Origin of the sequence: uncultured Rummeliibacillus sp., from assembly GCF_934216135.1 — a bacterium.
Taxonomy (GTDB): Bacteria; Bacillota; Bacilli; order Bacillales_A; family Planococcaceae; genus Rummeliibacillus.
In genome coordinates, this window is the sequence record NZ_CAKQBI010000001.1 from 12,421 (window position 1) to 36,863 (window position 24,443).

Here is a 24,443-nt window from a genome sequence, read left to right on the forward strand (position 1 = left end):
TTGTGAGAACCTCTATATAATGTAGGTATTGATTGTAAATAAGGAGAGAATTACAATGCCATTAAGTATTTTCGGGTTTCGTGCTATGTGGAGCCCAGCATTAATAGGTGTGCTGGTGTTCTTTACGGTATTATATTTTTTAATCACGACTAAATGGAGAAATGACTTTAAATATAGTGAACCACTTAAAAAGGGAGAAGCTATATCATTTGTTTTTGCAATGATTATGCTATACGTCATTATAGGATCCCCTATTGATTTAATGTCACATATTATGTTCACAATGCATATGGTTCAAATGGCTTTTTTATTATTGTTTATTCCGATTTTCTTTATTATTGGCATTCCAAATTGGTTATGGAAGGTAGTTATTAACTTACCATATGTGAAGCCAGTATTTCATTTTATGACGAAGCCAATTTTTGCAGTTTTCTTTTTTGTGTTTATGTTTTCGGTTTATCATTTACCGGTTGTCTTAGATTACATTAAGTTAGATGAAACCGCACATGGTATTTATACATTCGTTCTATTTATGTCTGCTTTGTTCATGTATTGGCCATTGCTAAATACAGTAGAAGGCGAACCAGCTATGAAAGATATAAATAAGTTCTTTTATATTATTGCGAATGCGATACTTATTACACCTTCTTGTGCACTAATTATCTTTTCGCCTACTGCCTTTTATGCAACATATACAGATGGAGAAACGTGGATGAAAGCGATGGCCCTTTGCGTTCCAAGTAACACATTGCAAGGATTGACTCTATCAGGTCCAGAATTATTTACGAACATGACACCACTTGAAGATCAACAACTTGGTGGTGTAATAATGAAAATTATTCAAGAAATAATTTTTGCGGTTATTTTAGGACGAGTATTCATGGTGTGGTATAAAAATGATCAAAAGAATGCTGATAAAATGACTGAAGAAGCATTAAAAGAAAGACAAAGATTATCTCAAAATCAATTTCATTGATTGAACAAAATTACAGTGTTAGGAGTAAAATTATGAGTGTACCTATTTTACCTACAATAAGTACTTCCTTTATAGTTCTAAGCGCGATACTTATCGCGATTGGTTGGATACTTATTAAACAAAGAAAAAAAGAAGCACATAAAAAGACAATGATTGCTGCTGCTGTGTCAGCTTTACTTTTCTTTATCATCTATCTTTCAAGAACAGTATTTATCGGAAATACAGCTTTTGGTGGCCCTGATCATTTGAAAATATACTATACAATTTTCTTGGTATTTCATATAATGTTAGCCACTTCAGGTGCAGTGTTCGGGATTGTTACTTTAATAGCAGGCTTTACAAATAAACTAGAGCGTCATCGTAAAATAGCGCCAATTACTAGTATAATTTGGTTCTTTGTAGCGATTACCGGCGTAGCTGTTTACTTATTACTTTACGTTTTTTATAGTGGTGGACCAACAACTTCTGTTATTAAAGCAATTTTGAATAATCATTAATGAGAAAAAACTAATTCCATTAAATGGAATTAGTTTTTTCTTTTAAATGCAGTCCAACTTTTCCTAAATTGCCCAATAACAACGATTAGAATCGCAACAAATGGGCCTATGAAAAATCCAATAATGCCGAACATTTCAAATCCCACGTACATGCAAATGAGTGTAGTAAGAGGTGGAAGTCCTAGATGATTACTCGTAACTTTAGTTTCTAATATTTGCCGCAGAACAATAACAACGATAGCTAATATAAATAGAATTGTTCCTTCAAAGTTTTGTCCGCTCATCCAACTGATGATTGCCCAAGGAATTAGGACCATCATCGCTCCTAAAATAGGTAGCAAATCTACAAACCAAATAACTATAGCCATTGGTAATGCATATCGGGGTGTAATCCATAATAAAGTACATAATGTAACAGAAAAAATAATAACACTCACGATTAATTGTGCTTTAAGAAATTCCAGGGTTCCTTTTTTAAAATGTTGGAGGAACACCGTTACAGAAGGGTTCTTTTCTATATGTAACCATCGACTTAAAGATTTCGTGATTTTGGGAATTTCCAACATAGCATAATATAAAGCCAAGAAATAAATGAACATTTTAAAAATAGCTGAGGGAAACTTTTGAAATAAATTGAGTAAATAATTAGCTTGAAAATATGTCGTTGCAATTTTTTGCAGGCTGTTCAACATATCTTCAATCCATTGTTGGATAGAAATAATTATAGGACGTGGTAAATCATGTGTAATATTAGCTAACTTTGCTTGGAAATAAATCCATCTTTCATTAATTGTTTCTAAAAGATGTGGTATCCAATGTGAAAAATCACTAAACTTATGCAGTACGATTAAGTATAGTAAATAGCAGAAGAAAAGTACAACTATACTAAAGATTGAGAAAAAGACTGGTACAATAAAGCGACGTGTTTTGTTCCACTTTTTTTCATACCTAATAATTAGTGGATTAAAACAAAGTGCAGTAAGAAAGGCTATAAGTATTGGTTTTGCATAAAAAAGAGAAAATACTAAACAGATTATAAAAATAAGCCAACGCCAAGATTTTGAAAAAATACGATGTAAACTCATCCTAATCACCCATATATATTTGACAATGATAGTATGAGGAGATTTCTGAAAATCATGCTAATTGAAATATTTTTTCAGCATTCGCCCAAATAGTGGATGCATAATTAGAGAAGAAATAAAAAAGCTATACAAAGTTTCTGTAAACTTTGTATAGCTAAAAAGATAAGTGCATGAATCCTATTTATTGAATTGATCTAGTTCTTTTGAGATGGAGTCTAAAATGTTTTGGCAATTTTTCACGAGTTGAGCAGGATAGATTTCATCTTCTCCATATTCAACGCCATGTGGGTAATAATGTTTACCAAGAACAGGTTTTAAAAGTGTAATATTAGCATCATTTGATCCATTATCGCCATCTTTTGTATAACCAAATACTCTTAAGTAGTAAGTACCTTCAGCTACGTCGAATCTTCTATCCCATGTAATACGTTCGTAATCCCATCCAGTAGCACGAATTAAGCCATTATTGCCCATTAGTTCATCAAGTAAAGTAATGTGCGCAACTTTGTTTTCAAGTCCAGTATTTTCAAAATACATTCTAATTTTCCTCCTTCGACACTTTCGTACAAATACGTTCCATTTTATAATAGAGCAAAATGGGACCGGTTGCAATGACAACATTGTGAATCCGTTTATGTAATTGGTATAATAACATTATTAAAAAATAGGAGAGAGATTGATGTGAAAGTCTTATTGAGGGTTTTAATTATATTAGCGGGAATATTGATTGCTTTCTTCTATATAAATCAACCAGTTAAAGAAAATGCACCACTGAAAGCACCTAATTCTAATGGGAAAGTAATTCCTCAGAAAGTTGCTCCTGATTTAAATAATTCGGTAGTAGAAAGACCAAATAAAGGATTATCTACTTTAGTCGGTCTTTCAACCAAAAAACTGAAAAAAACATTGGGAACTCCTGATCGAAAAAGTCCATCTGCTTATGACTTTGATTGGTGGGTATATCAAAAATCGCCAAGTAATTATTTACTTATTGGGGTTGAAAATAATAAGGTAAAACAAGTATATATTACAGGTTCTGAAGCGGATGCATCTCCTTTTAAAATAGGTCAGGGGATTGATGAATTATATCGAAATACCATTACAGATACGGAAGTTAGTGTAAAAATCAAACAAAATATTTATACCTTTATATTGAACGAAGCGGATTTACAGTCACGTATTTTAATCATGTATGATGGTTTATATGCACAATTGTATTTTGATGCGATTGATAAAACGTTAGAAGCTGTTCGGTATATTGATGGTGAAACTCTTGTTAAACAACACCCATATGATATGACTTATGTGGGAGATTTGATCACCCCATCCGTTCCTTCTTCGTATAAGCAAGTAGAAATTGATCAAGAAAACCGTAAACAATTATTTGAGTTAACCAATGTTTATCGAGTTCAAAAAGGTCTACCAGAGTTGACTTCTGCGGAAGATTTAAATGAGCTGGCTATGGCGCATAGTGAGAAACTTGCAGTCAATAATCTTTCAAAAGAAGAACAGGCAAGTGATGCGTTTAAAGATCGACTAAAAATTGCGGAGATTCAATTTGATTCTGCTGGAGAAAATGTAACAGAGGATTATTTAGATGCGCCAGAAGCTATAAATGGACTCTTAAATTCCGAGAAACATCGAGACACCCTATTGAATAAGCATTTCAATCAAATCGGTACAGGTGCCTTTGGTAAACATTTTACACAAGTTTTTATCAAACGTAGTGAATCAGATAGTCATTAATCATCATCTGGAAATACAAATGTACCGGATTCTAGATTAAAAATATTCCGTATATGCAGCTTGAGTTGGTGTTGTTGAGCCATTTCAGCTGCTTTTTTTTGTATTAAAGGATGGACATTATTCAATAATGATAAAAACTTGGAATAAGGTATTGCTCTAATAAGTTCAACATCATCTTCATAATTAGGATCTCCAGTCATTACACCTGGAACGTCCTTATAATACTCTATTGTTGCATTAGGCAAAGTGGCCCCTAAAACAGCGGCGGTTAAATCACTACCACCTCTACCAAGAGTGGCAATGTATCCTTCTTCTGTAATACCTTGAAATCCAGGAATAACCAAACAATCATGATGTTCTAGGGCGGATAAGAGTGTTTCCTTGTGAATATCAATAATTTCAGCATCTCCGAAATTATTGGTAGTTATTATTCCTAGTGGAGCTCCATAAAGCAATAGATTATCTATTCCATCTTGCTTTAGTTCTGATGAAAGTACTGCAGCAGAAATTAGCTCTCCGCATGCAGCAACTAAATCCTTTGCCTTTGGAGAAGTACTTAATGCATCTGTTATATCCAATAAAGTATCAGTTGCGTAAGCATCGCCATCTCTACCCATTGCAGAGACAACAACAACTGTTTTTCCATGTTCTCTTAGAGCTCTTTTAATATGGAGAAGGCAATGCTTACGAGAAGCTTTAGATTGCATAGCAATTCCGCCAAATTTTTGAATAATCATTTTGTGACTCCTATCTCCTCGTGACATATTCTGTATATTCTTCATACGATATAAGTGGTGGAGGGGTTATAGTAATGTATTCATTCTCAACTAAAAGGTGCAGGAGGAACATCGTTGATATTGGCAGAATTATTAAAAGAATGGCCGTGTGAATTAGAATGTGGTTCAATACGTTCTGAAATTAAAGGAATAACAGATAGAGCTAGTGATGTTAAACCGGGAGATCTATTTGTTGCACGCAAAGGGAAAAAATATGATGGATGGGATTTTAAAGATTTAGCTATACAAAATGGTGCTGCAGCTATCGTACATAATAGATACGAAGCAAAAGTCAACCTACAAATTCCAGTTGTCTGGGTGCCAAATTGTTCAACTTTTTTATCATATGCGAGTAAAAAGATATATGGAGCTTTTGATGAAAAGTTGACAATTGTAGCTGTGACAGGTACTAACGGTAAAACAACAGTAACACATTTAATCGGGCAATTACTTCAATCATTGAATGTGAAAGTAGCTGTAATAGGAACAGTTGGCCTGTTTATAAATGGGAAGAAGCAAAATATTATGCTAGAACCTTTAACAACACCTTTAGCTACAGAATTGTATAGGATTTTTGCTTATTGTGTTAGTCAAGGGGTAACACATGTCGTGATGGAAGCTTCATCACTTGCATTATCTGAACATCGTCTTGATGATTGTAATATTAATATTGGCGTATATTTAAATGTTAGTAGGGATCATTACGAAGAACATGGTGGAGAAAAATATTATTTGGCGGCGAAAAAGAGGTTATGCTTATTCTCTGAACAAATTATTGTAAATATTGATGATCCTTTCTGTAAACAATTACTTTTGGAATATCCTAATGTAAAAAGCTTTGGAAAAAATAATTTAGCTGATTGCAGTATTATTCACGGACAGAATTGTGAAAAGGGTACAAAGTTGTTAATCCAAAATAATGATATACCAACTGATATTATTACTCCTTTTCAAGGTGAATATTTGCAATATAATATACTAGCAGCTATTGCAGCGATTACGGAATTAGGATTTTCTTTACAAGAAATAGCACAACATACTAGTAAATTGACTCTGCCAACAGGAAGAATGCAGGAAATACCTAATCCATTAGGTATTCGAATTTTTATAGATTATGCTCATACGCCAAGTGCATTAGAAGCATTATTAAAAGCATTAAGACCACAAACGTTAAATCGATTAGTGGTAGTTTTTGGGTGTGGGGGAGACCGAGACCAAGGAAAAAGATTTGATATGGGGGTAGTAGCGGATCAGTATGCTGATATGATTTGGCTTACTGATGATAACCCAAGAAGTGAATCAGCCAGTGCAATTATAAATGCTATTGCAAAAGGGATTCATACTAAGCCCTTTAGGATAGAGCATAATCGTAAAAATGCTATTCAGCAAGCTATTTACGATTGTAATCAAGGAGATGTAGTAGTTATAGCTGGTAAAGGACATGAAGAGGGGCAAATAATTGCAGGCGAAATACTTCCTTTTTCGGATGAAAAAGTAGTTGAAGAAATTATATCAAATATGAATAGTGAAAATAACTAATTCTTTCAATCCTCTAATCATACAAAAAAGCCATAAATCTGTTATGATATGAGTAGATTGGGGGAAATACCGATGATGATGACTTCTGAATGGGTTATGATTCTGGAAGAAGTGCAAGACCTTAATACAATGATCCGTTCCTCCGAACAATTTGCGAATCTTCAAAAGGCGCATTTAGCGGTATATTCTGATGAAGAACTTGTTCGTAAAATTAATGATTTTCAACGGATGAAGGATCAGTATGAAGATGTCCAACGTTTTGGAAAGTATCACCCAGACTATCAAACAATTATGAAATCAGTTCGCGCAAAAAAACGTGAATTAGATGTTAATGATAAAATTTCTGCTCTTAGACTAGCAGAAAATGATTACCAAGATTTGTTGGATGAAATCGGACTTTTAATCGGCAAAACTGTTTCTGACTCGATTAAAGTGCCAGTAAGTAATCCATTTTTCCAATCTGAATCCTCTTGTAGTAGTGGTGGATGTGGTTCAGGTGGTAGCTGTTCATGCTCAGCATAAGTTAAAAGAATAAGCTAAAAGAGGTTTCTACATTAGTTAGTAGAAACCTCTTTTTAATAGACTTTAATCTATTAAATTGATTATACATTAACCACTTTAACAGCTAAATCTGGTCGGTCTGTAACAATCCCTCTTGCACCAAGATTGATTAACTTTTTCATAGACAATAAATCATTTATGGTCCAAAAATGGACTGGAATATTTAAGTCACTTAAAAATTGGATAAAACTTTGATTGTTTAAAGCAAATACACCATACTTTTCTGGTATTTGGAAAACATCTACTTTTGGGTGATACAAATGACCAAATTGACTCGTAAATGAGGTATAAGCTTTTCTTATTTCAGCTTGTCCCGCACCTAGTGCTACCTTATTTTGAGCATATAGATTAAAACGATCAATTTGTTCATCGTAAAAGCTTGTTACAACAACACGATTCGTAGCATCTAGTTCTTCGATTAAACGCCATAGTTTAGAAGGCATTAGACCACCTTCATATGTATCGGGCGCATCTTTCATATCAATATTAACAAACATATCTGGGAACTCAGTTAGTAAATCACGTAATGTGACAATAGATTCAAATTCATCACGATATGAGAGATACCCATCTAAATCGACAAAATTATATCCAAAGTTAAACTTCTGTAATTCTTCTAAAGTTAAGTCAGCCACGCGTCCAGTTCCATCACAAGTACGATCAACATAATCATCATGAAAAACAACAATTTCTTCATCTTTTGTTAGACGAATATCAATTTCAAATCCGTCTACACCTAATTCAGCAGCTTTTCGAAATGCAGCCATAGTATGTTCTGGTGCTAATTGTGAACCACCACGATGAGCTAAAATTACAGGATGTTCATAGCTTAGCGCAATTTTACTTTCTCGTTTTTGTGGTTTGGAAAGGGCTTTTGATCCTGCCCAAGCTGCAGCACTCGCAGCAGCAATTGCGATTGCCACTTTCGTTTTCTTTCCCATATTAGTCCTCCTCTGAATGCAGACTTATGCTCTTATTATAACGGATAACAATGTATCCTGTCAGCTAAACTTGGTTGCGCCTAATTTCACTGCTGTGTTATTCTTTAAAATAAGAAAAGAGGGAATCCATATGAAAGATCGACAAGGCTTAATCGTATATGTACATCATTTAAAACAGGCAAAATCATTACGCCGTTATGGCCATGTACATTATATTTCAAGAAGACTTAAATACGTCGTTTTATATTGCAATCAAGAAGATGTTGAAAGTACAATAGCTAAATTGACTCGTCTCCCTTACGTTCGAGAAGTCTTACCGTCTTATCGTCCATTTGTTAAGACCGTGTTTGAAAATGCTAAACCAGATAAAGCAAAAGAATATGATTATAAAACAGGTCTCTAAAGGATTAACACTCCCCGTCGATATAAAAAAAGATAGTTAATTATATCTAGTGGAAATGTGAAATCACTATATAAATGAGTAATTAGTGCAGTGATGGGATATAGTGATAAAGGCGTAATATTCCAATTAAGTATTGATAATATAGCTCTTTTTCAACATAAACTGAGGAATGTTTGACATCTAATGTGATGAGTAATTGATCAAGTTCTTTTACTGTCTCCTCAAATAGTTCTAATCGTTTAGAAGGCTTTTCTGTTGAATAAGGAATCCCTTCTCGACAAATATAGATTGGCGAAAATTTACTTTCTCCAACTGGGTTTAATGCAACGGCTATTGATGCTACTTTTTTATCACCAATAGTAGATGTAAAAACAAATGTATGATGAATACGATGCTTATTTGTTTTCATAAGCTCGCATAATTCATATACATCACCATAACCCTCTCCTAGTTCTATAAATTGTTGAATCATTTATCATACACGTCCTTTCTTTACACATAGTATCACGATTTGGGGGATTAGCACATGAAATTTGCAGCCAGTTTATTTTCGATCCTGTTATTTATAAATGGTATTATGTTGACTTTTCAATACCACGTCTATTCGGATCAATTATCAGAACAAGATAAGGCATTTCATTACGATCAAGACATAGATGTTGTATATCGAAAAGGAAAACTAATTGTTAATCATCATCTTAATTCTTTACCAGAAGACAGTATGAGATTTATATGGCCTACCAAAAGTATTAAAAAGTCTTGCTCTAAAAATGACAAAAATAACTGTAATCGGTTAAATAAAACCATTACTGGTTTGCAAAAAGGGAAAAAGGAAGAACAGACATTATCTTATATTATTCCTATCTCAAAAACAGGGATTAAATCTGGACAAATTCTGCGAGATATTTTCTTAAAGATAGAAAATGGGACACCAGTTCATACAACAATACATATTACAGATCAAACACATTCAAATGGACAATGGATCACGGGGTTACCAGAAGTGGCTAGCAAAAAATTGTCTTTAGTTCAATATGCAATGTTTAGTGGAAATGGTCCTGTAACTTCTTTATATTGGCGAAAAAGTAAAATGAAAAAAGTATTTACGAACGATCAAATGACACTTTATGGGAAAAATGATATTCCAAGTGATTTAACTAAATCATTGAATGGTTTAGAATTAGAAAAATTTGAACATGTAGACATTATTGAAACTGAGAAAAAGAGACACTCTGCAGGAAGAATTTTATTTACTTCTGAAATCAATGAAAAAACATTAGAACAAAAAGTGATTATATCTCAGATTAATCAAAAATATAAATTTAATACAAGTCCATCATGGGCTCCAGCAATTGTTGCATCTTTCTTAACAAACCGTACTTTGGGCTCTACTAAAGCACAAAAAATGACAAATGTGTTAAAGGATTATATGAATCAAAACCAAACGACAGAATGGAAAAAAGGATTAGAAGAGATGGAAGGTAAAGAAGTAACGACAACAAGATTGGATAACCTTTTATCTAAAACTCTACATTTAAAAACTTCATTCTTTAATATGAATGCAACGAATGGTAATAATATAGCACCATTGTTATTTGAAGATAAACGTCCGGTTTATATAAATGAATTGCAACAAAATAACGTGCAAGTTATATTTAAAGATGGACGTATTTTATATTCTATTAAGCCAATCCTAAAAAAATTAGGATATGCTTCAAAAGTTGGCACACATGGCTTCTATATTACAAGTAATAGTCGTTCCTTTAGATTCCCTATGGATGAGCCATTTTATGTTTACAACAATCATCGATATGATATTATCTCTCAACCAATTGAAAAGTATGGAAATGAATATTATATAGAAGAAGCATGGCTAGTACGATTATTCCTAGTAAACGTTGAAAAGTCAGATAAACGTATAGATATAAAAACAAGTGACCACGAATAATAGAATACGCAAATATTAGAAACATAAAGGTTTGATAAACAATGAGAGTAATTGCTGGTGAACGAAAAGGTATGCCATTAAAAGCTGTAAGTGGTATGACGACACGACCTACTACAGATAAAGTGAAGGAATCCTTATTTAATATACTTGGCCCTTTTTTCGAGGGTGGAGTAGCACTGGATTTATTTGCTGGAAGTGGTGGTCTAGGGATCGAAGCTTTAAGTAGAGGTATGGAAAAGGCTATTTTCATCGAAAAAGATGGTCGGGCATTCCATAACTTAAAAGAAAATATTTCAAAATGTCGTTATGAAGAATGTACGGAAGTTTACCGTAACGATGCAACACGTGCTTTAAAATTATTGATTAAAAGAGAAGTACAAGCAGATTTAATATTCTTAGATCCACCTTATAAAAAACATCAATATTATGAAATGGTTGAAGACATTGTTTCAAACGGAGTAATTTCAAAAGAAGGTACCATTGTTTGTGAACATGATACTGAAACTGACTTGCCAGATGCTTTTATAAATTTCCACAAGTTTCGTGAAGAAAAATATGGTGGTACCATTATTTCATTCTATCGTTTAGACGAGGAAGAAGGAGATTGTGTTGAATAAAATCGCTGTAGTACCAGGTAGTTTTGATCCAATAACGAATGGACATTTGGATATTATTAAACGAGCTGCTGATATTTTTGATACTGTATATGTTGCTGTGATGAATAATTCAAGTAAAAAGCCACTGTTTGATGTCAATGAACGAATTGATCTGATTGAAAAGGTTACGGATACTTTGCCAAATGTTAAAGTTGAATCTTCTTCAGGATTATTGATTAATTATGCAAAATCCAAAAATGCAAATGCTGTTGTACGTGGTTTAAGAGCAGTATCGGATTTTGAATATGAAATGCAAATAACCTCTATGAATCGATTTTTAGATGAACATATTGAAACTTTCTTTATCATGACTAAAAACAAGTATTCTTTTTTAAGTTCTAGTATTGTAAAAGAAGTTTCACAATATGGCGGAGATATACATGGTTTAGTACCTGAAATAGTGGAAAAAGCCTTAAAAGAAAAATTCAAACAAAAATAATCTCAATATATAAAAAGGTTACCTTGTAAATTTTACTTGGTAACCTTTTTATGTATTAGAATGATAGAAAAATAAGCCAATATAAGAAAGGAATCAAAAATGTTTGAAAAATCCTTGTATATACATATGGAACCATCGAAATATTAGCCTCTTTTGCTAGGACCGCTACTTGTAGATGAATACTTAATCCTTGCATCGTTAAGATAGTGATGACAATCAATTCTAGCCATTGTGAATGTGCAAATAAATCTTGAGCATTGTCAAGTCCTGACGTCATTTCAAGAACAGTATATAAAGTTAACATGATCCAATCGGGTAATTGATGTACAAATCGTAATAATGTCTCAGTTAATACATAACTAATTGTAGTAAAGAAAATAACTGTAGCAGCTACTAAAAGTACTGTTGGTAAGCTATTTTTAATACTTTCAATAAGTGGTGATGCTGATTCAGTAGAAGTTTTTTTAGTAGAGATAGATCTTACATTTATTTTTCTAAATTTGAGTATGAATACGATGAGCATGACTATATTAACAGCATGGATAATAGCAAGCATATACCATCCACTAATAGGACTTTTTAATATTTCCACACCCACAAAACCAACAACAAATAGTGGACTTGGTGCATGGCATATAGCTAGTAGTAAAGGTGCTTCTTTTTTGGTGATTTGTTGTTGTTTTAACAAGAAACTAATGGTAGCAGCTCCAGTTGGAAACCCTCCAAGTGCACTAAGAAAATAAATTTGTAAGTAAAATTTCCATTTTGAATGCTGAGGAATACTAGATATATTCGTTAATCGTAAAAGCCACTGGGTTAATATGAGATAAGGAAGTAAATATGGAAATAAATGATCGATAAAAAGTTCCATCCCTGTATCGGCACCTTGATGGGCTAGTCCAGGTTGTAATAGTAATAGTAGTATAAAGAGCCAGCACAGGAATATATTGCTGTAATGTAATACGATGTACATCATCCATTCTAATTATTTTTTCGCTTTAGAACCGAAGTAATCTCCAAAGGGAGTATTATTTGTATGTAAAAGCTAGGTGGGAGTTTTACTTTAAGAAAAAGCAAACTAGTGATAAACTTAGTGAACAGTTGTAATAGAACAGTATTTTATATGTTGTTGGCAGTTGTTATTTGGAGGTGAAACAATGAAGTTAAAAAAGTTTTTTACGCTAATTGTTGTTGTAGCAATCGTCATAATTGGCTTTGTTTACCCATTGCATTATTATATTATGCAACCCGGCGATGCATATGATTTAGATAATTATGTAAAAGTAGAAAATGCTGATGAACCTGGTAAGGGAAAACTTAGTATGATGACGGTAGCGATGTCAGTTGCTACACCATTTACCTATGTGTTAGCGAATCTCAGTGATGAAAAGGAAATTTTAAAAGACAGTCAAGTTCGTAGTCCACATGAAAGTGATAAGGATTATAATAATCGGCAACTTAAACTAATGACTGATTCACAATTTAATGCTAAACTTGTTGCCTTTAAAAAGGCAGGTTTGGAATATAAGATTAACTATAATGGTGTTTATGTATACTATGTTGTAGAAAAAGGTGCAGCTGATAATATTTTAGAAACCGGTGACGAAGTTATTGGTATTGATGATATTAAAATTCATAAGCATAAAGAACTTGTAGATTATTTAGCTAGTAAGAAAAAAGGGGATCACGTGAAAGTAAAAATAAAACGTGATCACCAAACATTAGAGAAAAAAATAACATTAAAAAAAATACCAGGTGCTGACGGGAAGGTTGGATTAGGTATCACTTTTGCTGACAGTACATCTATTACTACAAATCCTGAAGTTAAGATTAATGCAGAAGATATAGGCGGCCCTTCCGCAGGATTAATGTTCACTTTAGAAATTATTGATCAATTGACGAAAGGCGATCTAACAAAAGGATACAATGTCGCTGGTACAGGTGAAATGTTTGAAACAGGTGATGTTGGCCGGATTGGTGGAATAGATAAAAAAGTAATTGCTGCAGATGATGCCGGGGTGGAAATTTTCTTTGCACCAGATGATACGTTGTCAAAAGAAATAAAGAAAAAAAATCCTGGGATACAATCAAATTACCAAGAAGCAGTAAAAAAAGCCAAAAAAATAGGTACGAAGATGAAAATCGTACCTGTAAAAAATGTAGATGATGCATTGGAATATTTAGAAAAACTTCCAGAAAAGAAATGATCAATATCGAATGGGTGGGATTTTATAATCCATACCCATTTTATTTTTTCCAAGAGCTAGCATATATAAATCTGTTGCATGAATATCTTGTAGTAGCATCGAATCACTTGAACTCGCTACACGACTAATAACAGGTAGAGTAAATAATTTTTTTCGTTCGGATAAATAATGTTGCCCGTTTTTGCTCATACCAAGTAAGCGAATATAGCTAGGTTTATTCGATGAGTGTAGCTGTTGCCATGTGAAATTTGTAAAAATATGTGTCAGCATTCTTTGAATTCTTGTCCATGTATATCGCTTCGATTTAACTTTATGCATAAAGCTATTGAAATCATTACACTCTTTTGCTACTTGAATGATTGAAAATTCAATTCCTTCAGTGACTTCAGCATATAATGCAATCTGTTCTGGTGATAGTCGTAGGATAGAGAATCTCAAATATGGCCAAAAAAGTTCCCAACTAGCAAAATGTTTAAAATCCTCGTGCCATTCAGTTAATGTTTGGAGCGAAGATTTTGGTAAAAAAGAAGTGACGCTTTGTAGGGAATGCTTTTCTTGAATTTCTTGGCGTATACCTGTTGCACTGGCAATTGTTTTACCATTGTCTATTTTCTCATGGTAACCTGCTTGAATTCTTTGAATCGTAATTGGTTTAATGTTCGTATTGTATTTTTTTATATTTTCTACGTAATGGTAACCAAGGATATTATTAGGTTTTGTTAAATCGGCATATGTAAGCTCGGTGTCAGAGAGTAGCTGCTGATAGGCTGTATTTAGTGCTTGAGGGTAGCTTAAACCAGTTTTAACGAAACGCTTAATGTTTTCCTGCAATTTATCATTATGGGCCTCTAGAAGCTCGTACGTATTCAAAAACGGTGTGATATCTCCTTGCTCGCTTCCAAAAGATAAAAAGTCACATTGCAGTGCTTCTAATAATAGAACACCACCTTTAGCAAAATCGCTTGCTTGTGCAGTGGCGTAGATATAAGGCAGTTCAATTACTAAATCTGCACCATTTTCTAGTGCCATTTTTGTTCTTGTCCACTTATCCACGAATGCAGGTTCACCACGCTGTAAGAAATGACCACTCATAACTGCAATAATTACATCTGCATCTGTAAGTTCTCGTGATTGTTTGATATGATAGAGATGTCCGTTATGAAATGGATTGTATTCGACAATAATACCTGTTGCAATCAAATCTTCACCCCGTTTATACTTAGTAATATGATTATACGAGGACTTTTGTCTAGTGACAAGAAAATATCTTGACATCTATAAATTAGCATTATATAATCAACTTTGTTGTCTTGAGGTGATAAATGTATGAAATGGGCAATCCCACAATTATCTAAATATCGCCAAAACGGGATGCCAATTGACGAAATTGTTCAATTGGACGGACTTATGCGTCGTAATACGGACATTCGCCGTAGTACACCCGTTCATGTAAAAGGATTCTGCACATTTGGTGCGAGTCAACTGAACTGTCATTTTCATTTGACTGGCACACTTATACTTCCTTGTTCACGAACTTGGGAAGATGTCGAATTCACTTATGATATTGAATCAGATGAAGTTTTCAGCTGGTCCGATACAGTAGATCCTGATGAATATGATAATGTTCATCTTGTTGAAGGCGAAGTTATCGATGTTGACCCTGTTTTAGAAGAGCTAATATTATTAGAAATTCCAATACAAGTGTTCAAAGAAGGTGCTGAAAAGCCAGCTCCAAAAAATAACGCCGATTGGTCTTATTTAACAGAAGATGAGCTTTTAAGTCAAAAAGAAAAAGACGCAAAAAAAACGGATCCAAGACTGGCTGCTTTAGCTAAGTATTTTGATCAAACAGACGAATAACCGATCTGTAAGGAGGTGCCATCAATGGCTGTACCATTTAGAAGAACTTCTAAAACTGCGAAACGTCAACGTCGCACACACTTTAAACTAGCTGTACCAGGTATGGTTGCTTGCCCTAACTGTGGTGAACTTAAATTGGCTCACCATGTATGTAAAGCATGTGGACAATACAAAGGTAAAGAAGTTGTGAGCAAATAATTCAGTATTTGTTCTAAAAAAGACTACTAGAGAGACCATGGCTCTCAAGTAGTCTTTTTTTATATATTAGCTTATTTAATTTTTTAAAGTGCTAGAAATCTTTACTTTATATTAAAGCATCCATTTATGATAAAATAATTGATAATTCTAAAAATTAAACAAAGGGGATTTAGAAATGGCATATTATTTTTCAGAGCAAGATGGTATTTTAACATTTACGATTAATCGTCCAGAAAAACGTAATGCGATTAATGATGAAGTGATGGAAGGCTTTAAAGAGGTTATTACGTATGTACATAATCACGAATCGGTCCGATTTCTAGTAATTACTGGTGAAGGTGATAAAGCTTTTTGTTCTGGAGGGGATTTAGCGGAATTTCATAATCTTCATACAGAGGAACAAGCTTTTGGTATGTTAAGTAAAATGGCGAAAATCTTATATGAAATTGCAACATTACCAGTACCTACAATCGCACTAGTAAATGGGACAGCAGTTGGTGGAGGTTGTGAAATCGCAACTGCTTGTGATTTTCGATTGGTCAAAAAGGAAGCTAAATGTGGTTTTATACAAGGAACACTAGGGATTACATCTGGATGGGGAGGAGGAACGTATCTATTTGAAAGAGGATTACGTCATGATAGAGCGCTAAAAATGTTAGTAGATGCAAAGGTATATCCAGCAAACTTACTTTATGAGATTGGCTTTGCAATGCGTGTATTTGAAACTGATAAAGAACAGGCTTTAGATGAATTTATAGCAGATATGCGAAAAGTTCATCCAAATGTTCACAAGGCGTATAAGGAAATGGAGCTACGTAAATGGAGGGAACGACATCTATTTGATCGTGTGATGGATGAAGTTAAAACGTGCGCAAAGTTATGGGAAAGTGAAGAGCATCATAATGCAGTAAAACAGTTTCTATCAAAGGCAAAATAACTTCTAAACTTAAAAACCTCGCATATATTAGTAAAAAATGCGAGGTGATATGAGTGGAAATAAAAAAACGAAAAGACCAATGGCTTCAACAAGATGATGACCGTCTAGCACAAATTGTGCTACAGGCCGTTAGTGAAGGGCGCTCGCAATTAGCTGGTTTTCAAGAGGCTGCAGAGGCATTAGGTAGAACAAAGCAAGCTTGTGGATTTAGATGGAATAAAACATTACGCAAAATACATGAAAAAGAATTGGAAAATGCAAAATCTCAACCAAAGCAAATGATGAGAACGCATTTAAAGCAAGCGCTAACAAGTTTTGATCAATTATCTGAAGCTTACTATGAGTTGAAGGATGAATATGATCAACTTCAACATAATTATTCGGAACTAATTCAATGGGTTGAAACAGGTACTCAATTTTTAAAAAAGGAAACATCTGAATAGATGTTTCTTTTTTGATTTTCAAGCAATCACTTGTTGCCTAAAAGATCTCAACGTCTTTTTATTATAGATTTGATTGTTGTTATCTTGCGTTTTTAAGTTGTTGTTGTTTTTTATAATATAGTTTTTTTATGATAACTCGAATGTTCTCACGATTTTTAAATAGAATAATAGTAAGCAACATTATTTCTATCAAATCAGAAATGGGGGCAAATAATGATGAATATAAAATCAACTATGGCAGGGATCGTATTTCACATTGACGTGAAATTAGGGGAAGAAATAAAAGAAGGACAAACAGTTGTTATTTTAGAGTCTATGAAAATGGAAATACCTATTGAATCGACTGTAAATGGGGTTGTTAGTGAAATCCTTGTCCAAGAAGGTGATTTTGTTAATGAAAACGATTCATTAGTAGTAATTTCTTAATCAGGATTATGAGGGAGATGCGAAATGACAAAAGAGACATTAAAAAATTCACGATTAGAAAAGACATTAGAATCAATTTTTGCAGGTGGCGCCCAAAAGTATCATGAAAAACTAGCTGAAACAAATAAGCTATTCGTTCGTGATAGGCTAGAGTTATTATTTGATAATGGAAAATACGAAGAAGATGGTCGTTTTGCGAATTGTGAGGAAGAAGGGTTACCTGCTGATGGCGTAGTGACAGCTGTTGGCAAAATAGGTGGACAAACTGTATGCGTTTTGGCGAATGATTCAACTGTTAAGGCGGGATCGTGGGGAACTCATACAGTCGAAAAAATTATTCGTATTCAAGAAACAGCTGAAAAAAGTCTAGTTCCTTTGCTATATCTAGTAGATTCAGCAGGTGCAAGAATTACAGACCAATTAGCTATGTTTCCTGGACGCAGGGGTGCTGGAAGGATTTTTCACAATCAAGTTCGCTTATCGGGAGTAATTCCGCAAATCTGTTTGCTATTTGGACCATCAGCTGCTGGAGGAGCATACATTCCTGCATTTTGTGATGTAGTTATTATGGTAGAAGGTAATGCGTCTATGTATTTAGGATCACCAAGGATGGCAGAAAAAGTAATTGGTGAAAAAGTTACTTTGGAAGAAATGGGTGGAGCAATGATGCATTGCTCTATAAGTGGTTGTGGGGATATACTAGTCAAAACTGAGGAAGAGGCAATTCGGGAAGCAAGAAGATATTTAACGTATTTTCCACAGAATTGCAGCGATAAACCAACAAATGGTATTCCTGTACAGCCGATAGAAGGAAGAAGGTTGGGGGATATTATACCTCAAAATCAAAATGCACCGTTTGATATGTATGAAGCAATAGGACAACTAATCGATCAAGGTAGTTTTTTTGAAATAAAAAAATTATTTGCGCAAGAAATTATTACAGGTTTAGCAAGAATAGATGGAAAAGCAGTGGGTATTATAGCCAATCAACCAAAAATAAAAGGCGGCGTACTCTTTATAGATTCAGCTGATAAAGCGGCTAAGTTTATCAATCTTTGTGATGCTTTTAATATCCCTCTTTTATTTTTAGCAGATGTACCAGGTTTTATGATTGGTACGAAAGTAGAGAAGAATGGGATAATTCGTCACGGTGCCAAAATGATAGCTGCAATGAGTAGTGCGACAGTTCCGAAGATATCTGTCATTGTACGAAAAGCGTATGGAGCAGGCTTATATGCGATGTGTGGACCGGCATTTGAGCCTGATGTTTGTATTGCGCTTCCTACTGCTCAGATAGCAGTAATGGGTCCAGAAGCTGCGGTAAATGCAGTATATGCAAATAAAATAGAACAAATTGAAGATGTAACTGAAAGACGGCAATTTATACAACAAAAGCAACAAGAATATCAACAAGAAATTGATATTTTTAAGCTAGCTTCTGAGTTAATAATTGATGATATTATTTCACCTGAAAATCTTCGGCAATCCATTAGTAACAGGTTTGAAAATTTAATCTCAAAACAAGTTATCTCACCATATCGAAAACATCCAGTATATCCTGTATAATACTATTAATGCTAAGATCCGCCTATATTAGGCGGATCTTTTATCGGAGTATTTTAGAAAAGACAGCTATTTTGAGCTGAATCGTTCCTATGTTAACTTGAAGAGAGTTAATATGAGGACAAAAGAAGGTGTGAAAATGCATTTTGTAATTGTTGGAGGAGGGGCTGTTGGCTTAGTAATGGCCAATTGTCTAGTCAAGCAAGGGCATAAAGTAGAACTGCTTGTCCATTCAAAACTACAAGAGGAAAAGATTCGAAATAATGGTGTGAGTTTTATAAATAATGAAGGTCTACAAAGTAATGTTACCTTTAAAGTAAGTACAAATCCTGATGATTTGGATGTTAAGGCGATTTGGATTATTGCAGTAAAGTACCATCATTTACATGAACTACAATCATTATTCGACAAGTTACCAGTAAATGCGGAGTTATTATTTATCCAAAATGGGATACGTCATATAGAAATTGCCAAATCACTAAAACAACATACTATCTATTTAGGAACGGTTGAGTTTGGAGCAGAAAAAGTTAATCAAAATACAGTCATTCATAGAGGAATTGGGGATTTAAAAATCGCTCAATTGAGGGGGAGAAAAAACGAATTTAAAAAGTTTGATAGTTTGGATGCAAATTTCTTTCCTGTTGTACTTTTGGATGATTACAGAAAAATGTTACTTCGAAAAGCATTATTAAATTGCTTTGTGAACACGCTTACCACTATACTAAAAGTAAAAAATGGAGAGCTTATTACCAATCCATATAGTGCAAAATTATTGCATCAATTATATCAAGAAGTAATTGAAGCCTTTCCAGAACAAAAATCTCAGCTATCTTACGGAGATGTGAAAGATGTATGTGAAAGTACTGCAACGAATACCTCTTCGATGCTTGCAGATTATTTGAATGGAAGAATAATGGAGATTGAAACCATTATAGGTGGCATCATTGAGTTAGCACAACAAAGAGGATATAACTTGCCTATGTTGTCAACTTGTTATTCTATATTGCTAGCAATGCAAGAAGGTGGTGGAAATAATTGATGGTTTTGCTATCAATTATTATGGACGTTTTAATATTATGTCCTTTTGTATTTTTGGGGATTAGTTATATAATTCTAAAAAAGTTTTCGAATAAGCGGAAAAATATATTTAGTAAAGCTGCTGATCTTACGACGTTTATTTTACTTTTTTCAATACAAGCTTCAGTAAAATTTATTTGGTCGTATGATATAGGTTTTATTGTTTTGATTATCGCTAGTATTATTGCTATCGTTTTCACTACGATAGAATGGAGGACAAGAAAAGAAATAGAACTAATGCCTCTATTCCGCAAAATATGGCGTTTTCTGTTTTTAGTTCTTACGTTTACATACATAGCAATATGGTTTGTAGGTTTGGTCTTAAAAATAATTGAATTAGCAACACGATGAGCGTATTTTTTAAATAAACTAATGGTAGATGTTATACTTCAATATAGTCAACTATCATAGAGGAGTTTACAAATATTATGAAATTGGAACAAATTGAGATTCCTGTAACGAATCATTTATTAGACGATTATCGACATGGAAAATCATCTATATTATCATTTTTTCATTATCCAAATGAAGAAAAGTCATTCTCAAAAAGATTAGAAGATTTACAAAAACATCCTATACGTCGTGAACAATTAGTGATGGTAATCAGAAAGTTTATGGAGCCATTAGAAATATCCGAAAAAGCAGAAAAACATCTTCAAGAATTAGAAGAGAATGCTGTCGTCGTAATAGGCGGACAACAATCCGGTTTATTGACAGGCCCATTATACTCTGTTCATAAAGCAATTTCTGTTATTTTGTTAGCACAACAACAGCGTGGGAAATTAGGGATTCCTGTTGTACCTGTTTTTTGGATTGCAGGTGAGGATCACGATATCGATGAGATCAATCATACATTTACTGCTGTTAATGGACGATTAGAAAAACATATTTACGGCGAACGTTCAAAGAGGAAAACAATGGCATCTACAACGATGCTTGATGTTGAAACAACGCGGAAATTTATCCATGAAACGTTTATGCAATATGGTGAAACAGAATACACAGGAGACCTGTTAGCTAAAATAGACGCTATATTATTAAAAAGTTCAACATATACGGATTTCTTTGTTCGATTGATGAACTGGTTATTTAAAGAAGAAGGATTATTATTTATCGATGCAGCATATTCAAGTTTACGTGAATATGAGTCACCTTATTTTGAAAAGATCATTCAAAATGCAGAAGAAATAGCAGATGTAGTAACTATTCGTGAAGCAGATTTAACAGAACTAGGATACGGAACACCTATTGGTGCGACAAAAGAAGCTGCAAATCTTTTCTATGTCAAAGATGGTGAACGTTTCTTATTAGAACGCCATGGTGGTAAATTTATCAATCATATGGCGAATGTCCAATTTACGACGAGTGAGATGTTAGAATTAGCTAAGGAGAATCCTACTTGTTTAAGTAATAACGTTGTTACCCGTCCATTAATGCAAGATATGGTATTTCCTGTACTAGCATTTGTAGGAGGCCCAGGCGAACTAGCTTATTGGTCAACTTTAAAGGATGCCTTCGAAACATTAGGCATGAAAGTGCCGGTTTTTGTCCCACGTATGAACATGACGATTGTAGATCGACAAGTTCAAAGCTTACTTGAAGAAGTCCAGATTACAGTGCCAGATGCTATTACTGGTAAAACAGGAACTCGTAGAATGTCATTTGAGGATAAGGTCTATGATGAGAAATCAAAACAAATGATAGTAAAAACAAAACAATTGTTGAGAACACAATATGACGTAATACAAGAGCATTTACGTAATACGAATATAAATCTAGAAAAATTAGTTGATAAAAATCTATCAATTCACGAATCACAATTAGATTTCTTAATGAGAAAAATTGAAAATGAAGTATTGCTACAAAATGATGTACAATTAAGGAAATACCGCACGATTGAAGATCGCTTATTACCGGGTGGTGGATTACAAGAAAGAACATTTAATCCATTCCAATTTATGAATGAGTATGGAGAAGAATTAGTTAAGGATATGCTGTCATTACAATTTAAGCTAAATGGTCAACATAATGTGATTTACTTATAGGAGTTTTTTGACTAATTAAACATAGAATGATTTGCATTGAAATAAATTTTTGATGTTTTGATGATAAAAAAATATCTTATATCTAAAGGATATCTCATTGAGGTATCCTTTTTGCATGAGAAAAGTAATAGAAAAAGATAATAGTTTTGTTTTTATAAATTTTGCAAAGCAATAGATAGGAGAAAAATAAGAAAATTCCATTAAAAATGTAGAGTAAAAAAGGATTTCAAGGACAATTTACGTATTTTTAAAGTTTATCTTTGAATTATTTATGAATTAGTGGAGGAATGTGGGGGAATGTGGTAATCTATTTTCATATAGTGGGGTGAGTACCATGTTCATGGGGGAATATCAACATAACATCGATGCCAAAGGCCGCTTGATTATACCGGCAAAATTCCGAGATTATTTCCAAGAAGGTTTTGTCATTACACGTGGATTAGACCAATGTTTGTTTGGATATCCTATGGAGGAATGGCGAAAACTTGAGGAGAAATTGAAGAACTTACCTGTGACCAAAAAGGATGCACGTTCATTTACACGATTTTTCTTTTCAGGTGCAACCGAGGTAGAGTTTGATAAGCAAGGCCGCATTAATATTCCCATGAATTTGTTATCATACGCCCATATAGAAAAAGAATGCGTCATTCTCGGAGTGTCCAATCGTATTGAAATTTGGGCACAGCAATCTTGGCAAGATTACTTTACAACATCTGAGGATTCTTTTAATGAGATTGCTGAGAATATGATTGACTTTGATATATAGCAACAAAGAGGAGGATTTCAGTTGTTCAATCATACGACCGTATTACTGAAAGAAACCGTTGATGGATTGAACATTCGTCCTGACGGTATATATGTAGACTGTACTTTAGGAGGCGCAGGACATAGTGAGTACCTTGTTAGACAGTTGTCTGATGAAGGTCGCCTCATCTGTTTTGATCAAGATTTATCTGCTATTGAAAATGCGAAAATTAGATTAGCCCCTTACATCAATCGTGTAACATTTGTCCATTCAAATTTCCGTTATTTAAAAGAAGAACTTGCAAATTTAGGATTATCCAAAGTAGATGGCGTTTTATATGATTTAGGAGTTTCATCTCCACAGCTAGATAATGCTGATAGAGGGTTTAGCTACCATCAAGATGCACCATTGGATATGAGGATGGATACAACAGCTGAACTAACAGCTTTTCATGTTGTTAATGAGTGGGATTACAATGATTTAGTGAGAATTTTTTACCGTTATGGTGAAGAAAAATTTTCTAAACAGATTGCTCGGAAAATAGAAGAAGCAAGAAATAAAGAACCAATTCGTACAACAGGTGAACTAGTAGAACTTATTAAAGAAGGAATACCTGCGGCAGCCAGACGTAAAGGTGGACATCCTGCGAAAAGAGTATTCCAAGCAATTCGAATTGCTGTTAATGATGAGTTAGGTGCAGCAGAAGAATCTTTGCAACAAGCACTAGAGGTCATTGGTGTAGGTGGTAGAGTGAGTGTTATTACTTTCCACTCTCTTGAAGATCGTTTGTGTAAGTCAATTTTTAAAGAAGCATCTTCTTTACCGGATCTTCCGCCTGGATTACCAGTAATACCAAAAGAACTAACACCATCTATAAAACTTGTAACAAGAAAACCGATATTACCATCAGATGAAGAACTTGAAGCGAATAATCGTGCGAGATCTGCAAAACTTCGCATTGCAGAAAGAATAAAAGACTAAGAGGAGTTGATAAATGTGGCACTACAAGAGCGAGAAGAACAGCATAATTATATATTGCAACCCATGGCTCCAGAAAAAACTGTCCAAAAGAATGTAACAAGGCCTATCAAAAGTAGAGTAACGAAGATAGAAAAGCTACTTATGATTGGTATGGTTGCAGTAATTACTGTAATTGCAGTCATGAATTTAAATGTGCAATCTTCTATTAATAGCACAACAGTTGAAATACAAAAGACTGAAAATAATATAGATGACATTAAAAAGCAAAACTCAGAGTTGTCAATGGAAGTAAGCGAACTTTCGACATATGATCGTATTTGGAAAAAAGCAAAAGCTATGGGCTTAAAACTTAACGAAAAAAACGTGAAAGTAGTGTCAGGACAATGAAAAA

Annotated in this window: 29 protein-coding genes; 22 read left to right on the forward strand and 7 right to left on the reverse strand. The window is 33.8% G+C overall.

Annotation, left to right across the window (positions count from 1 at the left end; translation table 11 throughout):
• The first annotated feature begins 55 nt into the window (after positions 1-55).
• Together ctaG and Q0977_RS00065 are read left to right on the forward strand one after the other, a co-directional pair.
• The gene (gene ctaG / locus Q0977_RS00060; RefSeq protein ID WP_124218557.1) at positions 56-976 is read left to right on the forward strand and encodes a cytochrome c oxidase assembly factor CtaG; all 921 of its coding nucleotides are present in this window, start codon (positions 56-58) and stop codon (positions 974-976) included.
• 32 nt (positions 977-1,008) lie between these two features.
• The gene (locus Q0977_RS00065; protein WP_199670632.1) at positions 1,009-1,473 is read left to right on the forward strand and encodes a DUF420 domain-containing protein; all 465 of its coding nucleotides are present in this window, start codon (positions 1,009-1,011) and stop codon (positions 1,471-1,473) included.
• Positions 1,474-1,502: 29 nt separating this feature from the next.
• Here Q0977_RS00065 and ytvI read toward each other — a convergent pair whose 3' ends face one another.
• Together ytvI and Q0977_RS00075 are read right to left on the reverse strand one after the other, a co-directional pair.
• Positions 1,503-2,558: a sporulation integral membrane protein YtvI gene (gene ytvI, locus Q0977_RS00070; protein WP_119414175.1), complete on the reverse strand. Its 1,056-nt coding sequence runs from the start codon at positions 2,556-2,558 to the stop codon at positions 1,503-1,505.
• A gap of 177 nt (positions 2,559-2,735) precedes the next feature.
• Positions 2,736-3,095 (reverse strand): YugN family protein, encoded by a 360-nt coding sequence (locus Q0977_RS00075; RefSeq protein WP_119414176.1) that lies wholly within the window; start codon positions 3,093-3,095, stop codon positions 2,736-2,738.
• Between the two features lie 144 nt (positions 3,096-3,239).
• On the opposite strand from Q0977_RS00075, the gene Q0977_RS00080 reads away from it, so the two are divergent.
• Positions 3,240-4,304: a CAP-associated domain-containing protein gene (locus Q0977_RS00080; protein WP_119414177.1), complete on the forward strand. Its 1,065-nt coding sequence runs from the start codon at positions 3,240-3,242 to the stop codon at positions 4,302-4,304.
• Here Q0977_RS00080 and Q0977_RS00085 read toward each other — a convergent pair.
• The gene (locus tag Q0977_RS00085) at positions 4,301-5,041 is read right to left on the reverse strand and encodes an aspartate kinase (RefSeq protein ID WP_119414178.1); all 741 of its coding nucleotides are present in this window, start codon (positions 5,039-5,041) and stop codon (positions 4,301-4,303) included. The genes Q0977_RS00080 and Q0977_RS00085 overlap by 4 nt on opposite strands.
• 114 nt (positions 5,042-5,155) lie before the next feature.
• On the opposite strand from Q0977_RS00085, the gene Q0977_RS00090 reads away from it, so the two are divergent.
• Positions 5,156-6,619 carry a UDP-N-acetylmuramoyl-L-alanyl-D-glutamate--2,6-diaminopimelate ligase gene (locus tag Q0977_RS00090; RefSeq protein ID WP_158582301.1) on the forward strand — a complete coding sequence of 488 codons (1,464 nt, stop codon included), beginning with the start codon at positions 5,156-5,158 and terminating at the stop codon, positions 6,617-6,619.
• Positions 6,620-6,691: 72 nt separating this feature from the next.
• Positions 6,692-7,141 carry a YlbF family regulator gene (locus tag Q0977_RS00095; RefSeq protein ID WP_119414180.1) on the forward strand — a complete coding sequence of 150 codons (450 nt, stop codon included), beginning with the start codon at positions 6,692-6,694 and terminating at the stop codon, positions 7,139-7,141.
• A gap of 80 nt (positions 7,142-7,221) precedes the next feature.
• On the opposite strand, the gene Q0977_RS00100 is transcribed toward Q0977_RS00095, so the two are convergent.
• Positions 7,222-8,121, reverse strand: a complete 900-nt coding sequence (locus Q0977_RS00100) for a glycerophosphodiester phosphodiesterase (RefSeq protein ID WP_119414181.1) — start codon at positions 8,119-8,121, stop codon at positions 7,222-7,224.
• A 130-nt stretch (positions 8,122-8,251) separates the two neighbouring features.
• On the opposite strand from Q0977_RS00100, the gene Q0977_RS00105 reads away from it, so the two are divergent.
• Entirely contained in the window at positions 8,252-8,524 is a 273-nt protein-coding gene (locus Q0977_RS00105) for a YlbG family protein (RefSeq protein WP_119414182.1), read from the forward strand.
• An 82-nt stretch (positions 8,525-8,606) separates the two neighbouring features.
• Here the strand turns inward: Q0977_RS00105 and Q0977_RS00110 are convergent, their stop codons facing one another.
• Positions 8,607-8,996, reverse strand: coding sequence for a methylthioribose kinase (locus tag Q0977_RS00110; protein WP_119414183.1), 390 nt, complete (start codon positions 8,994-8,996; stop codon positions 8,607-8,609).
• A gap of 54 nt (positions 8,997-9,050) precedes the next feature.
• Here Q0977_RS00110 and Q0977_RS00115 point away from each other — a divergent pair, with 54 nt between their 5' ends.
• From Q0977_RS00115 to coaD, 3 genes are read left to right on the forward strand one after another with little or no spacing between them, the layout of a single operon-like run.
• Entirely contained in the window at positions 9,051-10,472 is a 1,422-nt protein-coding gene (locus Q0977_RS00115) for a hypothetical protein (protein WP_124218555.1), read from the forward strand.
• Positions 10,473-10,513: 41 nt separating this feature from the next.
• A complete protein-coding gene (gene rsmD, locus Q0977_RS00120) occupies positions 10,514-11,089 on the forward strand; it encodes a 16S rRNA (guanine(966)-N(2))-methyltransferase RsmD (RefSeq protein WP_119414185.1) in 576 nt (191 codons plus the stop codon).
• Positions 11,082-11,567, forward strand: a complete 486-nt coding sequence (coaD, locus tag Q0977_RS00125; protein ID WP_119414186.1) for a pantetheine-phosphate adenylyltransferase — start codon at positions 11,082-11,084, stop codon at positions 11,565-11,567. Before rsmD ends, coaD begins: the two co-directional genes overlap by 8 nt.
• Before the next feature lie 55 nt (positions 11,568-11,622).
• Here the strand turns inward: coaD and Q0977_RS00130 are convergent, their stop codons facing one another.
• Positions 11,623-12,540 carry a hypothetical protein gene (locus tag Q0977_RS00130; protein WP_299509400.1) on the reverse strand — a complete coding sequence of 306 codons (918 nt, stop codon included), beginning with the start codon at positions 12,538-12,540 and terminating at the stop codon, positions 11,623-11,625.
• A gap of 184 nt (positions 12,541-12,724) precedes the next feature.
• Between Q0977_RS00130 and Q0977_RS00135 the strand changes: the two genes are divergently transcribed.
• Positions 12,725-13,774, forward strand: coding sequence for a SepM family pheromone-processing serine protease (locus Q0977_RS00135; RefSeq protein ID WP_119414188.1), 1,050 nt, complete (start codon positions 12,725-12,727; stop codon positions 13,772-13,774).
• On the opposite strand, the gene Q0977_RS00140 is transcribed toward Q0977_RS00135, so the two are convergent.
• Positions 13,775-14,974: a nucleotidyltransferase gene (locus tag Q0977_RS00140; RefSeq protein ID WP_299509403.1), complete on the reverse strand. Its 1,200-nt coding sequence runs from the start codon at positions 14,972-14,974 to the stop codon at positions 13,775-13,777. It abuts the gene before it with no gap.
• A 126-nt stretch (positions 14,975-15,100) separates the two neighbouring features.
• On the opposite strand from Q0977_RS00140, the gene Q0977_RS00145 reads away from it, so the two are divergent.
• The 12 genes from Q0977_RS00145 (at position 15,101) to ftsL (ending at position 24,439) form a co-directional block, all read left to right on the forward strand.
• A complete protein-coding gene (locus Q0977_RS00145) occupies positions 15,101-15,634 on the forward strand; it encodes a DUF177 domain-containing protein (protein ID WP_119414190.1) in 534 nt (177 codons plus the stop codon).
• A 24-nt stretch (positions 15,635-15,658) separates the two neighbouring features.
• A complete protein-coding gene (rpmF, locus tag Q0977_RS00150; RefSeq protein WP_102692762.1) occupies positions 15,659-15,832 on the forward strand; it encodes a 50S ribosomal protein L32 in 174 nt (57 codons plus the stop codon).
• Between the two features lie 175 nt (positions 15,833-16,007).
• The gene (locus Q0977_RS00155) at positions 16,008-16,769 is read left to right on the forward strand and encodes an enoyl-CoA hydratase/isomerase family protein (protein ID WP_119414191.1); all 762 of its coding nucleotides are present in this window, start codon (positions 16,008-16,010) and stop codon (positions 16,767-16,769) included.
• A gap of 53 nt (positions 16,770-16,822) precedes the next feature.
• On the forward strand, positions 16,823-17,212 hold the full coding sequence (locus Q0977_RS00160; RefSeq protein WP_299509414.1) for a transcriptional regulator: 390 nt from the start codon (positions 16,823-16,825) through the stop codon (positions 17,210-17,212).
• 213 nt (positions 17,213-17,425) lie between these two features.
• The gene (locus Q0977_RS00165; RefSeq protein WP_299509416.1) at positions 17,426-17,638 is read left to right on the forward strand and encodes an acetyl-CoA carboxylase biotin carboxyl carrier protein subunit; all 213 of its coding nucleotides are present in this window, start codon (positions 17,426-17,428) and stop codon (positions 17,636-17,638) included.
• Positions 17,639-17,662: 24 nt separating this feature from the next.
• A complete protein-coding gene (locus Q0977_RS00170; protein WP_299509418.1) occupies positions 17,663-19,204 on the forward strand; it encodes an acyl-CoA carboxylase subunit beta in 1,542 nt (513 codons plus the stop codon).
• Between the two features lie 112 nt (positions 19,205-19,316).
• Positions 19,317-20,243 (forward strand): ketopantoate reductase family protein, encoded by a 927-nt coding sequence (locus tag Q0977_RS00175; protein WP_299509420.1) that lies wholly within the window; start codon positions 19,317-19,319, stop codon positions 20,241-20,243.
• Between the two features lie 20 nt (positions 20,244-20,263).
• A complete protein-coding gene (locus Q0977_RS18245; RefSeq protein ID WP_367269416.1) occupies positions 20,264-20,632 on the forward strand; it encodes a DUF3397 domain-containing protein in 369 nt (122 codons plus the stop codon).
• A gap of 77 nt (positions 20,633-20,709) precedes the next feature.
• Positions 20,710-22,326, forward strand: coding sequence for a bacillithiol biosynthesis cysteine-adding enzyme BshC (gene bshC / locus Q0977_RS00180; RefSeq protein ID WP_124218547.1), 1,617 nt, complete (start codon positions 20,710-20,712; stop codon positions 22,324-22,326).
• A gap of 334 nt (positions 22,327-22,660) precedes the next feature.
• Positions 22,661-23,092 (forward strand): division/cell wall cluster transcriptional repressor MraZ, encoded by a 432-nt coding sequence (gene mraZ / locus Q0977_RS00185; RefSeq protein ID WP_124217360.1) that lies wholly within the window; start codon positions 22,661-22,663, stop codon positions 23,090-23,092.
• A 21-nt stretch (positions 23,093-23,113) separates the two neighbouring features.
• Positions 23,114-24,052, forward strand: coding sequence for a 16S rRNA (cytosine(1402)-N(4))-methyltransferase RsmH (gene rsmH / locus Q0977_RS00190; RefSeq protein WP_119414199.1), 939 nt, complete (start codon positions 23,114-23,116; stop codon positions 24,050-24,052).
• 15 nt (positions 24,053-24,067) lie between these two features.
• Positions 24,068-24,439, forward strand: a complete 372-nt coding sequence (ftsL, locus tag Q0977_RS00195; RefSeq protein WP_119414200.1) for a cell division protein FtsL — start codon at positions 24,068-24,070, stop codon at positions 24,437-24,439.
• Positions 24,440-24,443: the final 4 nt, after the last annotated feature.

Coding starts and splice junctions, on each gene's coding strand:
- ctaG (WP_124218557.1), top strand. CDS start 56: ATGCCATTAAGTATTTTCGGGTTTCGTGCTATGTGGAGCCCAGCATTA.
- Q0977_RS00065 (WP_199670632.1), top strand. CDS start 1,009: ATGAGTGTACCTATTTTACCTACAATAAGTACTTCCTTTATAGTTCTA.
- ytvI (WP_119414175.1), bottom strand. CDS start 2,558: ATGAGTTTACATCGTATTTTTTCAAAATCTTGGCGTTGGCTTATTTTT.
- Q0977_RS00075 (WP_119414176.1), bottom strand. CDS start 3,095: ATGTATTTTGAAAATACTGGACTTGAAAACAAAGTTGCGCACATTACT.
- Q0977_RS00085 (WP_119414178.1), bottom strand. CDS start 5,041: ATGATTATTCAAAAATTTGGCGGAATTGCTATGCAATCTAAAGCTTCT.
- Q0977_RS00095 (WP_119414180.1), top strand. CDS start 6,692: ATGATGATGACTTCTGAATGGGTTATGATTCTGGAAGAAGTGCAAGAC.
- Q0977_RS00100 (WP_119414181.1), bottom strand. CDS start 8,121: ATGGGAAAGAAAACGAAAGTGGCAATCGCAATTGCTGCTGCGAGTGCT.
- Q0977_RS00105 (WP_119414182.1), top strand. CDS start 8,252: ATGAAAGATCGACAAGGCTTAATCGTATATGTACATCATTTAAAACAG.
- Q0977_RS00110 (WP_119414183.1), bottom strand. CDS start 8,996: ATGATTCAACAATTTATAGAACTAGGAGAGGGTTATGGTGATGTATAT.
- Q0977_RS00115 (WP_124218555.1), top strand. CDS start 9,051: ATGAAATTTGCAGCCAGTTTATTTTCGATCCTGTTATTTATAAATGGT.
- rsmD (WP_119414185.1), top strand. CDS start 10,514: ATGAGAGTAATTGCTGGTGAACGAAAAGGTATGCCATTAAAAGCTGTA.
- Q0977_RS00130 (WP_299509400.1), bottom strand. CDS start 12,540: ATGTACATCGTATTACATTACAGCAATATATTCCTGTGCTGGCTCTTT.
- Q0977_RS00135 (WP_119414188.1), top strand. CDS start 12,725: ATGAAGTTAAAAAAGTTTTTTACGCTAATTGTTGTTGTAGCAATCGTC.
- Q0977_RS00145 (WP_119414190.1), top strand. CDS start 15,101: ATGAAATGGGCAATCCCACAATTATCTAAATATCGCCAAAACGGGATG.
- rpmF (WP_102692762.1), top strand. CDS start 15,659: ATGGCTGTACCATTTAGAAGAACTTCTAAAACTGCGAAACGTCAACGT.
- Q0977_RS00155 (WP_119414191.1), top strand. CDS start 16,008: ATGGCATATTATTTTTCAGAGCAAGATGGTATTTTAACATTTACGATT.
- Q0977_RS00165 (WP_299509416.1), top strand. CDS start 17,426: ATGATGAATATAAAATCAACTATGGCAGGGATCGTATTTCACATTGAC.
- Q0977_RS00170 (WP_299509418.1), top strand. CDS start 17,663: ATGACAAAAGAGACATTAAAAAATTCACGATTAGAAAAGACATTAGAA.
- Q0977_RS00175 (WP_299509420.1), top strand. CDS start 19,317: ATGAGGACAAAAGAAGGTGTGAAAATGCATTTTGTAATTGTTGGAGGA.
- Q0977_RS18245 (WP_367269416.1), top strand. CDS start 20,264: ATGGACGTTTTAATATTATGTCCTTTTGTATTTTTGGGGATTAGTTAT.
- bshC (WP_124218547.1), top strand. CDS start 20,710: ATGAAATTGGAACAAATTGAGATTCCTGTAACGAATCATTTATTAGAC.
- mraZ (WP_124217360.1), top strand. CDS start 22,661: ATGTTCATGGGGGAATATCAACATAACATCGATGCCAAAGGCCGCTTG.